Genomic DNA, 12554 nt, shown 5'->3' on the forward strand with positions numbered 1-12554 from the left:
AAAAAGTTGCACGATTGATTCCGTGTAATTCAAGCCATTCAGTGCCTGTCATGTCGGCCGGACGAGATTTGTAAGCTTCAACTTCAGCAATCCATTTCTGAAGTCGCATGTTTTGTTTAATTGTTGTTGGATTGTTCATCTGATAACCTCCCGTAGTTCATAGACTATATGGACTCTATAGAGTATATGGAGTCTATAGACTCTATAAAGTTTAACTACAGGAATTATCTCAAATGAACATGCTAGTTACGAGGTACCGATGGTTTACCGGTTACTAGAGAACGCAAACCACTCTCTTTTATAAAAGAATTGCACAAAAAAAGAGCCATTAATTCTTCTATTGTCAGAAGTTTTAATGGTTCTTTTTTTATACATAATTAGCGGTTCAATCGACTATTATATCCTTTAAGTTCAGATTCAGACACATAGACTTGCTTATTTTCATCTATATAATTGTTGTTTTGATAGTCGATATAAGCTCTAATTACTTCTTGAAATTTCTTATCGCTCAATTTGTCTTCTTGCCGTCGTAATAAACAAATATCATCAAAATATTCTATTCTTAAGCAATTATCTAACTGTATAAAGCTATCTTTATCTATTACTGTTTCAAGAGGGGCATCACAATAGATAATTTTGTTGCTTTTCTTTAACGCCTTATATTCCTTGTTTTTCAACGAATCTACCTGAGCGATTTCAATATAATTATCATCAGCATTAACGAATAAAACCAAATATGGATGTGGATTAAGGATAGTTCCAGAATTATTTACTCTCATTCGTAATGTAATAATCTGTCCGATTTCTATATTCATGCTATTCTCATACGATTTAATACTTTTATCATATCAGCGTATTGTTCTTCGTATATCTCCTTATATCGCAAGCTATCCATTTTCTGTTCTGCCATAGTTGTGCCATTATGTTTATCAATCCATGCCTTATCTTCATGGTCGATTTCGATAATTTCATCTATGTCAGCATTTTTTAATGCTTCAAATAGTTTCTTCAACAATACCTTTTGTTCATCACTAATGTTTGTATATTCATTTCTGCTATTCAATAATACACGATAGTCACGCTGAATATTTGGAATAACAGCTCCATTGCTGTATGCATAAAAAGGAGAATCTATTAACAAGTTGCCTGTCATGGCAATATAAATGTTTTGAGCCAAATGCATATACTTATTAAGTCTCGCATTTCCTTCATAAAATGTAGAGCCGTTGCGAACAATTAAGTTTTGATTAAAATACTGACGGTCAGGGTCTAAACTCAAAAAATAATTTGCTAAATCTCTTGCAGTCATTTTTGTCCTCCTTTTAACATGATTGAAATGTATCATTTCTATGCCATGATAGTAGCATAAATACGTGAAAAACTCAATAAAGTAAACAAATAATATCAGAGATGCAAGACATTGCACCTCTTTTTTCGGCAAAAATTAGTTTGGTGTACTTATATAAGTCAACTACCCATCACTTAAAGGTAATGGGCTTGTAACTGCCCAGTCGTAGTAACGGCTTATGCCTCCGACCTTTGACCCCAATAGGTATTATTACCTAAAGTGGCGTTACATTATAGGGTGGTTGACAGCACCCTTTACGACAAAGTTTACTCTGCCGTAACTGTATCCGGTACTTGGCTATCTGCAAGATAGTTGATTCCCATGCGGTACAGATTCATTGCTCCAATGCGGTCATCATTAGATTTGTAGCCACAGTTTTTGCAGGTAAACAGATGCATCTTCTTATCACGGTTAGCTTTTTCAATATGTCCACATACAGGACAACACTGACTCGTGTAACGAGGGTTGACCTTGATAACGGTAGACCGATTCTGTTTAGCCTTATAGATAAGTTTCTGTTCAAGGTCATAGAAAGACCATGACACAGAAACATAGCGGTCTTTAGTCCTGACACGCTCTGTAGCATTGCGAACGCCCGACAAATCTTCAATGACAAAGAGTGTATGCTTCGGGTTGTTCAGGGCGAGTGCCTTTGATACCTGGTGGTTTACATCCTGCATCCAACGGTTTTCTCGCTGACCGATAGCTTTAATCCTACGTCTTGCAGATGGAGTGTGACGCATTTGGAGTTCTTTACGAAGTTTAGAATAGTGAGCACGTTTCTGTTTGATAGATTTACCACTGACAAATCCAGACTTGTGCTCACTATCATAGGTGGCAACAACAAAGTTAATACCTCTGTCAATGCCAACAACATTGCAGATGTCAGAGATATTGCTTTCCTCTACATCATAAGTGACAGGGATATGCAAAAAATATTTGCCATGCTTATTTACAAGCTTGGCTGTACCAAACTTATAGATTGTATGGTCAAAGTATTTAGACATGCCTTTAGTGAAATAAGGCAGCTTAACACGTCCATTCAGCGTATTCACTGAAAAGCAATTTTGAGTCAGGGAATAATCCCTGTTCCAAACAAGGTCGTACTGTGGTTTCTTGAAATTAGGCTGAATCCACTCTTTCTGATTTTCAAGAATGGTTTTGTATCTTGCGATAACCGTCTTAAACACGGACTGAGCCATTTGGGATTTAAGACCAAACCTTTCTCGAAGTGTGGAATACAGAACCTTATTCAAGGAAAACTGCTTTAAGTCATGAGTACGGAATACATAGTTAGACACGTAGTTACAAGCATCAGAATAAACAGACATGGTTTCATCAAGTAAAACCTTACTGTCCGCATTAACGGATATCTGAATTTTAGCCGTAACTGTCATTTGTTCCATATATTCACCTCATAGATACTTCACTAGATATATGTTATACTATTCATTAGTGAAAGTCAATATGTTTGAGGAATTCGATATGGATAATAGATATAACCGTCATAACAGACGCAAATACAGTCTGAAAGTGCATATAGTTCTTGTTACAAAGTACTGCAAGCAGATACTTAAGGGTTCTATTGCTGATGATGTAAAGCAAAAGATATACGATATCTGTAATTCCAAAGGTTATGGCATTATTGCTATGGAAACTGACAAAGACCATATACATTTTCTTATTAACTACGATACTACAGACAGAGTTTGCGATATTGTAAAACTTATCAAACAACAGACTACATATTATCTATGGCAGAAATATCAAAACTTCCTGTCGAAACAGTATTGGAAGAAGAAAATCTTTTGGTCTGATGGGTGCTTTGTTTGTAGTATAGGCGAAGTATCGTCGGCTACCATACAAAAATACATTGAGAGCCAGGGTTAATGGCTACGAATTTACAAGGCTCCTCCCACCGCCCAAGGGCAGTGGGTTTCCGCCTATGACAACCGAAAGGATTTTATTTATGAAGTGAAAAAACAAACGGCTATTGAATTTTTGCAGGAACGTGAAAATGAGTCGTAATTTTTGAAGTACTTATGAAAGGGGATTCCCCTTTCTCCTCTAAGAAAGGAGATGGTGCTTATGTGCATTGTATAAAGCTATCCTATTTGCCTTTCGTCGCGAGAAAGAGCAGTGGGAAGAGGATTTTTCACATGTTACTTATGGGCTAAAACCCATTAGCTTTAGCTGATGGGTTTTAATTACTAAGGAGGAAGAAAATATTGAAACGATTTATTTCATTTATTTCAGGGCTTGCTATCACGGTTACTACAGTTGCAACTCCGCTGATGGCTTCGGCGAATGTAACCGAATTTGATAGAGCAAGCGAATTTTTAGCAAAAGTCGAAGCAAATGATAATGTCGTTTTGGTTTCGTCTGATGCCGATACGAGCGACTATGATACTGTATATAAATACAGGGGTGTTAGTGCAATCGTAGCGGAGGACAAAGATGAAGCGAAAGACATTCAAAAAGAAGTAAGCGGAGAAACCAATTATTCAAGTAAAATTGAAGATTGCGACATTGAAACAGTTGCAAAGACTCAGGTAGAAACGGATAAGGCTGATGAGGACGAGGTAATTGCCCTTATCGACACGGCTGTTGATACCGAATATGTACAAAATATTGTCAATGATTCTATGGCAGGAGATGGAGATACTTCTTCTCACGGCACGATTATGGCAAGTATTTTAAATGAATATTCTGATGCAAGTATTTTGCCACTTGGGGTATACTCTGATAACGGCACTGCAACAGTTTTGGAAACTTATGTTGCCATTGAACTTGCGATTCAGCAAAAAAATGTAACAGTTATCAACCTTTCTGTTGCAAATACAGGCAAAAGCAAACTTTTGCAAGAAGCCATTCAAGATGCGAATGACAAAGGCATTGCGGTTATTTGTGCAGTTGGTAATGATAGTGCGGATTCAAAAGATTATATTCCTGCAAATATAGATGGAGCGATTGGCGTTGGTGCGGTAGAAGGAGGTAGCCTTGCTGATTATTCCAACTATGGAGATTATGTAGATTTTGTTTCAGATGGCGAATACTCTTATGACGGAACGATTGTAAGCGGAACGTCTATCTCATCTGCCTATGTATCCGCTCTTTATTCAACGCTTGATGGCGACTTAGAAGAAAGACTTGACGGACTTAGCAAAGTTGCTACAAAAACAAGTGATGGTTATGACTTTGTTATGCCGACAAAGGTAAAGGAAACTGAGGAAGACGCATCTAATGATGAAGTTGAAACTATAAAAGAAGATGCCTCTGATGACTCAACCGAAGACACCTCTGAGGAAACGTCTGAGGACTTGTCTACGCAATATGAAAGCGTTCTGCAAGAAAAAAGCACTTCTTCTGATGACGGAAATCAGACTTTAAAAACAACAGTGGATTCTTCTATAAACAGATATCCTGTGCTGGCTACAAAAGACATTAAGATTGTATATTCTAATCCGACTTCAAGCGGAGTATATCGAACCGCTACTGTGTCGATTAATACGTCTGATTATGACAAAGGGGCAACGGCAACAATCGCATGGTTATTTAATCAGTTAGGTGCAGGAAAAATTACAGACAAGCATTATGTAAAGGCTAACGAAGTAGACATTAATTTAACGTCTTTAACAGTTAATGTAAATGCAGGTTTCACACAAAAAGCAGTCGAGAAAGGTGATTTTAAGTGGCGAGACGAAAGTGAATGCGGAGCGTTTTCAGGAACTTTTTCAAACAAATACGGCTGTTCTGCAACAATCAACCTTAATGGAAATAAAATTGTAGTTGGGGCAGGACTTAGTGATGCAGTAGTGATTAATGTTGATAACGGCAGTACGACTACTGTTACCTCAACAAATAGCAGTGGTTATACAAGCACACAAGGTGCTTATGGCGAGAATGGAAGTAGCGTTAATCGCTCGCAGGTTGCCTTTTCGGTAAAAGGTGGAGGTAGTCTTTACTTTAAAAATGTTGAAATACTAAACTTTAACAACACAGCAAGCAAAGATAGTGACACAAACACGTCTGTAGCTTATGCGGATAACTATTCAACACTTTCTTTTAATGGCTGTAATATTCATGGTAATAAGTCTTACAAAGGTCTTACCATTTCAGTTTCCACAGAATCAGGTGATAAAGGACATTGCGAGTTCGAAATGAATAAGACATCTAGCTCTATTACGAATGGCGGACGTGCTACTTCTTTTTATGATAATTACGGTGGAATTTCCACTCGTCTTGCGACAATAACATTAAATGAAGCAAGTCTTTCTAATAACCGTAGTTGCACCTATGTCAATAGCGGAAACACCCAAGATACAGCAAATGCCGTTTTTCGCATAAAAGGCGGTTCGACTGCTACACTAAGCGGTGTAGAAATTAAGAACAACACTACCTACGCAACAGGAACTATTGTTGTTACAAATTCCACAGTTACGCAAAACGGAAATGTGTCAATTCATGATAACAGTGTTAAAGCTCAATCAGATGAAAGTTGCGGCTCTGCGGGAGGACTATATCTTAATGGAAATTCGTGGTACATAGATGGACATACTTTAAATGTGTATAATAACACCGCTCAGCAAAATGGAGGTGGGATTGTAATTGGTTCAGGAACGCTTTATGCATCAGGAACATTAAATGTGCATGATAATACTGCAAGCAGTTCTTCGGGTGGAATTAGAGTTACAGGTGGAACGCTTGACGCATCAGGAACTGTAAAAGTTTATAAAAACAAGGCAACAAATGGTGGTGGAGGAATTCATGTATATGGAGGTACAGTTACTTCATCAGGAACAGTAGAGGTTTATAAAAACACGACTTCATCATCTGCAAGCGGAGTTTTAGTAAATGGAGGAGGAAAGTTCAATGTAAATGGCGGCACAATGACTGTATATGAAAACAGCGGTGGTTCAAGTAGTGTAAAAATTGGAGCAAGTAGTACTTTTACAAATACAGGCACTCTTACCATTCGGACGGATAAGACTTCAAGCGGTCTTGTAGCACTTTTGTACGACATTGGAACTTTCACAAATGACGGAACTCTCTCTTTGTACGAATCTCCAACTTATGGACTTCGAGTAGGAGATAGCAGTGATAGCGGAGTTTTTAAGTCAACAACTAACCTTTCGGTTGGAGTAAGCAAAGCAAATACATCAGGTGGTATTTATGTTACAAATGCATCATCGACAGTTTCTATCAGTGGCGAACCTGTTCTTTATGGAAATACAGGAAATGCCTTAACTGTAAACAACGGAAAAGTAACCGTGACAGGTGCAATGTTTGCCAATTCCAGCAAGATGCTCTATGTCACTTCTAATTCAAGCAAAACAGTAACTTTAACTAGTTGCAAAATGAGTGGTGACAGCTCATCTAGCACATCTAATTATGTGTACGATGGCGGAGAAGGAACTGTAAATCTTACAAAATGTTTTATTGGTTGCACGAGCGAAAGCTCTGTTAATACAAACGGGCAAATCGCAATTGTAAAAAATGGCAGTGGCAAAATGTTTTTGAATGAAAACCTTATTGCCTCTAGTGCTAAAGGAAACGGCGCAGTATTAGATGTTGAAAGTGGCAGTGTTTACAGCGGATTTTCTAATACTTCTTTTACCACTTCTTCAGGAAATACTTATGCAAGCCAAAACACCTCAGCTACATCAGTTGTAAAGGTTGCAAATAACGGAACTTTGTACGATTACAATTCTCAAATTGTAGGAAAAGGAACATATGGAGTCTATAGCACAGGACAGACAGCGTTAAACTACACGGAGATTGACGGAACAATCACCTACACGAGCACAGGAGCAGAGACAGGAAAGAACGGAGAGGACGTAACAGGATTTGAGACTGGCGTGTATGAGCCAAGTGCTAGTGGGGAAGATATTGACATAACTAAGACTAATCGTGAAAAACAATATGTAGACCTTGAAAACATCACAATCAAAGGAACTTCGAATAAGAGCGTAGTAGCAGAGACGGAATGCTTTTCTAGTGAGTATAAAGACGGTGTCGGTGGTAGTGAAAACTCTCTTGTCATGGGAGGAACATTGTCACTAGAAGATGCTGTTCAGCTAGGAGCATATGCAAGAGTTTCCGTATCTTCTAAAATCACTTCTGATGAAATTGAGCTTGTCGTTGCAACAGGCAGTGATTCGCAAGAAGATGGTCGAATTTTGACGGATATTGTGTCAAGTGAGAACATCAACGGAGATGGAAAATTAAAAATTGCTAATCAGGCAAGAGTGAAAGCCAACTCAGCTAATTCAAAATCCTTGTCTGTTTATTCAAGTAAAAAGACAACATCTTATCAGACACATGAAGATGAAGAAAATGCAATCATTACTTTTGTGTATGCAGGAACGACAGCAAAAAGTGAATCTGCTACTACAGATAACATTGGAATTGGAGAGTATGTGAAAAAAGAACCTGATAAATCAAATAATATGAATGGTTTATATTACCTTTACAGGGGCGACGTTCTAACAACCACTTCTTACGCACAATCCACCTTTTTGTCGAAACAGGTAGATGTCAATGTAGATACGTTTGTAAATACATTAGAGTCCTCTGTTCCAACAAGATTTGAATATACGGGTTACAATACAAATGTTAGCAATTATAAAATCACCTATGCGTCAAGTGATGATTGGTTTGAGAATTGGGATAATTCCAAAGATGTTTGCACTATACAAACATGGTGGTGCGAAGGTCTTGGCGTAAAAACCCCATCATCAGTCTCTTTGATTGATGATGGAAACGGAGATGTAAAAGATGTTGCAACTTTTAAAAAATGGGTAATTAACCATGATGGAACGTATACGACAGATACAAGTAAGATTGATGAAGACGATACGCTTTATGCAATCTTTGATACAACCTATGAGGTAGCTTATCATTATTCTAATCTTACGAAAGAAAAGACCAAAACAAAGACTTCTACTTATGACTTGGTGGATTATGAGAAAGCGGAAAATGCGATGGATATTTCAACGCAGACTTATTCGGATTCCATCACCGATACTACATACGATTCCTTTAGTGAAATTAACGAAATCATTGCAAAGGAAAATGCGGACGCAACAGACGAAGAATTGTTAAGCGTAAATTACTACGCATCTTCTAATGGAAGTGACGAAAAGGTCATTATGGAAACGGATGAAGATGGCAACATTGTAGGTGTAGGACAGTTCATGGGATGGTCTACAATAGATGATGCAAAGGTAGCCATTGATGATGAAAGCATTACAAGAGAAAATATCTTTGGTGATGATAGTTCTTATACAACTGGCGTATTGTCAACAGATAGTAGAACGCTTTCTGCATCTCAGAAGTCATCTGTTAAGAAATTGTTTAACAACGTAGATTACACAGCACTTCCGTGCACGAAAGTAATCTACTTATTTACCGCAAAAGACAAAATGCCATATTCAGTATTAAAGGCACAAAATTATCTAACAAACAATTAAGATTTATGTGGGGAGCAATTGCTCCCCCATACTCATATTATAAAATTACTTTAAAGTTAGTGAAATATGGAGGCGTGTATGAGTAAAATTTTTATAACAAATATAATTTCTGACACATTAAAAACAAATGGCAAACCTGAAATAACAAATCTAAAACTTCATGAGCTTATTTGCGACCGTCAAATAGAAGGTGGAACTTTAGAAAGACAGGTAACATCTATTTTAGATTTTAATGAATATCAGTCTGTTATCAGTAATGGTTTTTATACTGTAAATGATGAAAAGGATTCACCCTTATCCGTTGACAGTCCTTTTAACGAAAAAGAATATGAAAATGGTAAAATTATACAAATAGGATATCCGAAAAGATATTAAAAGGAAGAGGGCAAATAAGCCCTCTTTTTTTGAAATTAGATAATAGTATTTAGCCAATATATTGTTTCTATGAATTGCCTAGAATTAGGTTCTAAAAAGCTTAAGACTCTTTTATCTGCCAACATGAAACACTTAAAATTGTAATCCAAATTATTTATTTTTTCTAAAACGCGATGGTTGCCATCTATTATCAAGAATTTTGGAAATCCCGGCAACATCGCTAATACTATATAATCCCTCTTATTCTGAGATTTTAAACCTAGTTTAATTTCATTAAATACTTCACGTGTCTGCGGTGCATTAAAATCAATTATTGTTTTCAATTCCCTTACTGTATGATACTCAAAATCACATTCATTCGGTTCATATTGTAACAACTTTTCAATATTCCATGTAATGTTAATTGTTCCACAGTTAAAAATATTCAATTCTTGATAAAAGGATTCATGATTATTTGATAGGATATCTGGCAATTCGATATCTTTAAGCCGTTCTTGCAGTTTCTGACGATTATAGACTTTAAGTTTAGGGAAGTTGTTTAGAATTGTATGATAACAATGTTCTAATTCTTTCGTTTTGAATTTTGTCATATATTATTCTCCTTTTGATTTATAATGCAACAGCATCGTATAAGTTTAGCCAACTTGCGATGCTATTTTTGATGCATGAAGGCATCGCTATTTATATTTTATCTTTATATTTAGCAGACTTATCGAAATACGTCAATGGATTTTTTATCTTAACTTAACGACATTCTCCTTTTTTGTCTAATTTTTCTTGAATTAACACTATATATAAACGAAAAGAAGACAACCTTTTTTTACAAAGGAAAAGGCTTCGGGTTGACAATAAATAACAAATTTTACTACAATAACAATAACGAAAGAAAGTGAGGGAAGCTCTAGGTAGTAAGAGCGAATTGATATGATTAAGAAAATTTTAGCATTAGTTTTAATGGGAACAATTGGAATTGGGGGATTAAATATCACTAGCACTTGTTATGCGAATGCAAAAGATAACGTATCTTATTATTCAGGCGGAAAGTATTTGGGTTCTAGTTGGTTTGATTTTTTGACAGAAGATACTTATGATTCAGTAGGTAAGTATTGGCTGTATAATGAAGGTCTTTTTCTTATGAGTACGGGAAGTCTTGCTGCAACTTACGTTGATTACTATAATAAAAGTTCCTGTGAATGTTTTGGATTAAATTGTAAGGGAGAAGAAGGCACAGCATTAGAAGGCTATTATTATTCAAATCCAGCCGATTATGAAGATACAGATGAGTCAGTAATTGCGGAAAATAATGATTATACAGAGCTTCTAGTTGGAAACGAACAAGTGGCTTTACAAGAAGCTGATTCAACTGTAATCAAGGGTGCGGGAACATTTACTGATTATGAAGAATATTCGGATGGCTTAACAGTGACACTTCCAACTTGTTATCAGAATATTGAGATTAGTGGAAATGTACGATACTTATTTGATATTACTGATTCATCTGATAAATCAGAGTTTACTTGTCATTTTACTGATGGAGCAATTTTCATTCATACAAATATAGAAGGTGCAATTGAAGGAAATCCCGAAATTGATGATGATTTTATTGATACAATACAAGATTCTTTAAATAGCACAAGATTCTCGGCATCCATGGATTCTGTTAGTAGGTTTTTAAGTAATTATGGAATGTCGGGAACAGATTACGGACTTGCTTTTTCTTCCATTGATGAATATAACGAATATGTTTCCTCTCATACATTTAATATTCCTTCAGGAACGTATAGGTTTTATAATGATAATGGAGCAGATTTTTATTACTATACAACAGAAAATCCAACGTCTATAAATATTGATGAAATATATGAAAAATATGCATCAGGTGATTATCCTATTTTGATAGGTACTGGCGAGGTAGACGAGTATGAAGAAAAAAACGTATCAGAATTTTTTGCAACATATGTGGGAACATTTAACAATACCGAATTTAAAGTCGTAGATAACTCCACTAATACTGAATTAGAAACGTGTCAAGGTGTGCAGGTGGACCCATCTGAACTTTATGGAGGGGGAAATCAACTTGTTGCACACGTTACAGCGAATACAGATAATCTTGTAGATGGAAAATCTTCCATTCATGCAGGAATTAGTGGAGAAGATACGCTTATCTATGATGAAGATGAAAATGCGTTTATAAGCTCGAGTGATGGAATAAGTTATTCAATTGATGATTTAACAACTGAGGGTGTGTATTGTACTATGTGTACGGATGAGGTGTATCTTCAATACACAAGTACTACTAAACTTGAATTTGAGTATGGAATTATTGGATTAAATGATAATGGTGACGTAGCATTTGTAACAAAAAGCGGAGAAGATATAACAGATTGGCTAGATGATTATGGGTGCCTTTGCGACTATGTGACTCCTCACTCAACGAAAACGGTTTCCTCGACTGTCAAGGGCTTGTCGGTAACTAATAAAACGAATGGAAATGTTGCTCTGTCTTGGAAGAAAGCAGCGATAGAAGCTAAATTAGAGCTAGCAATGAAAGATTCGAACCTCGACTACGTCAATAGATATCTAACTTCCTACAAATATGCAGACAAATATAAGATAGAAGCATCTCTTGACAATGGAGCGAGTTGGAAAACAGTCGGAACAACTTCAAAAAATTCTTATACGTTTAATCCGCATGATAAGATAGGTGCAAAATATAAAACGGATATTAAGTTTCGGGTAACACCAATTTACAACAGCTCCTTCGAAAAGTTCAATCAAACGATTACGATAAATGCAAACCCGTCTAAAATAGCTACCCTTTATCTCTATAACTATTGCGTTTCAGCTCCGTCTAAAATAACCATTTCAGACAATGGCAAGATTTCTTGGAGTGAAACAGATGCGGATAAGTACTGTGTTTATTATAATCTTAATGGAACAAAGAAAGAAATCACAACCAAAAAGACATCTTTAAAGGTATCATCTTTAAAAGCAGGCTCTTATTTGGTCGCCTCAGTAATTGCGATAAAAAATGGATTTGAAAGCTCAGAAGTATCATCAAAAGTTGTTGTAAAAAAACCAAAGAAGGCAACGATAAAGAAAATAAAGGTAGACAAAAGAAGTGATTTTGCAACCGTAAAAGTTACTCCAAAGAACGTGCTGTGCACAAAATATGAGATAAGATATGCGACAAACAAAAAGATGAAAAATGCCACAAAAAAATCGGGTCTTAAGATTAATGGTTTATCACGACACAAAACGTACTATATCCAAGTAAGGGCAGTAACAAAATATGGCGGCACAACGAAATACGGCAAGTGGTCAACGATAAAGAAAGTAACGACCTAATGAAGAGGCAT

8 protein-coding genes are annotated in these 12554 nt (G+C 36.3%); 4 read left to right on the forward strand and 4 right to left on the reverse strand.

The window, feature by feature from the left end:
• Positions 1-377: 377 nt before the first annotated feature.
• The 3 genes from BLS20_RS05205 to BLS20_RS05215 all read right to left on the reverse strand — a co-directional run bounded on the left by BLS20_RS05205 (position 378) and on the right by BLS20_RS05215 (position 2754).
• The gene (locus tag BLS20_RS05205) at positions 378-815 is read right to left on the reverse strand and encodes a hypothetical protein (protein WP_090172975.1); all 438 of its coding nucleotides are present in this window, start codon (positions 813-815) and stop codon (positions 378-380) included.
• Positions 812-1309 carry a type II toxin-antitoxin system antitoxin SocA domain-containing protein gene (locus BLS20_RS05210; protein WP_176762299.1) on the reverse strand — a complete coding sequence of 166 codons (498 nt, stop codon included), beginning with the start codon at positions 1307-1309 and terminating at the stop codon, positions 812-814. Before BLS20_RS05210 ends, BLS20_RS05205 begins: the two co-directional genes overlap by 4 nt.
• 305 nt (positions 1310-1614) lie before the next feature.
• Positions 1615-2754: an RNA-guided endonuclease InsQ/TnpB family protein gene (locus tag BLS20_RS05215; RefSeq protein ID WP_090172979.1), complete on the reverse strand. Its 1140-nt coding sequence runs from the start codon at positions 2752-2754 to the stop codon at positions 1615-1617.
• A gap of 79 nt (positions 2755-2833) precedes the next feature.
• Here BLS20_RS05215 and tnpA point away from each other — a divergent pair, with 79 nt between their 5' ends.
• The 3 genes from tnpA to BLS20_RS05230 all read left to right on the forward strand — a co-directional run bounded on the left by tnpA (position 2834) and on the right by BLS20_RS05230 (position 9195).
• A complete protein-coding gene (tnpA, locus tag BLS20_RS05220; RefSeq protein WP_090172981.1) occupies positions 2834-3238 on the forward strand; it encodes an IS200/IS605 family transposase in 405 nt (134 codons plus the stop codon).
• Between the two features lie 338 nt (positions 3239-3576).
• A complete protein-coding gene (locus tag BLS20_RS05225) occupies positions 3577-8820 on the forward strand; it encodes a hypothetical protein (protein WP_090172983.1) in 5244 nt (1747 codons plus the stop codon).
• Between the two features lie 78 nt (positions 8821-8898).
• Positions 8899-9195 carry a hypothetical protein gene (locus tag BLS20_RS05230; protein WP_090172985.1) on the forward strand — a complete coding sequence of 99 codons (297 nt, stop codon included), beginning with the start codon at positions 8899-8901 and terminating at the stop codon, positions 9193-9195.
• Between the two features lie 35 nt (positions 9196-9230).
• Here the strand turns inward: BLS20_RS05230 and BLS20_RS05235 are convergent, their stop codons facing one another.
• Complete coding sequence (locus tag BLS20_RS05235; RefSeq protein ID WP_090172986.1) at positions 9231-9785, reverse strand: hypothetical protein; 555 nt, start codon at positions 9783-9785, stop codon at positions 9231-9233.
• Between the two features lie 334 nt (positions 9786-10119).
• On the opposite strand from BLS20_RS05235, the gene BLS20_RS05240 reads away from it, so the two are divergent.
• The gene (locus BLS20_RS05240; RefSeq protein WP_090172988.1) at positions 10120-12543 is read left to right on the forward strand and encodes a fibronectin type III domain-containing protein; all 2424 of its coding nucleotides are present in this window, start codon (positions 10120-10122) and stop codon (positions 12541-12543) included.
• Positions 12544-12554 lie beyond the last annotated feature (11 nt).

Source organism: Eubacterium oxidoreducens (assembly GCF_900104415.1).
GTDB lineage: Bacteria > Bacillota > Clostridia > Lachnospirales > Lachnospiraceae > Eubacterium_C > Eubacterium_C oxidoreducens.

Coding starts and splice junctions, on each gene's coding strand:
- BLS20_RS05210 (WP_176762299.1), bottom strand. CDS start 1,309: ATGACTGCAAGAGATTTAGCAAATTATTTTTTGAGTTTAGACCCTGAC.
- BLS20_RS05235 (WP_090172986.1), bottom strand. CDS start 9,785: ATGACAAAATTCAAAACGAAAGAATTAGAACATTGTTATCATACAATT.
- BLS20_RS05205 (WP_090172975.1), bottom strand. CDS start 815: ATGAATATAGAAATCGGACAGATTATTACATTACGAATGAGAGTAAAT.
- tnpA (WP_090172981.1), top strand. CDS start 2,834: ATGGATAATAGATATAACCGTCATAACAGACGCAAATACAGTCTGAAA.
- BLS20_RS05240 (WP_090172988.1), top strand. CDS start 10,120: ATGATTAAGAAAATTTTAGCATTAGTTTTAATGGGAACAATTGGAATT.
- BLS20_RS05215 (WP_090172979.1), bottom strand. CDS start 2,754: ATGGAACAAATGACAGTTACGGCTAAAATTCAGATATCCGTTAATGCG.
- BLS20_RS05230 (WP_090172985.1), top strand. CDS start 8,899: ATGAGTAAAATTTTTATAACAAATATAATTTCTGACACATTAAAAACA.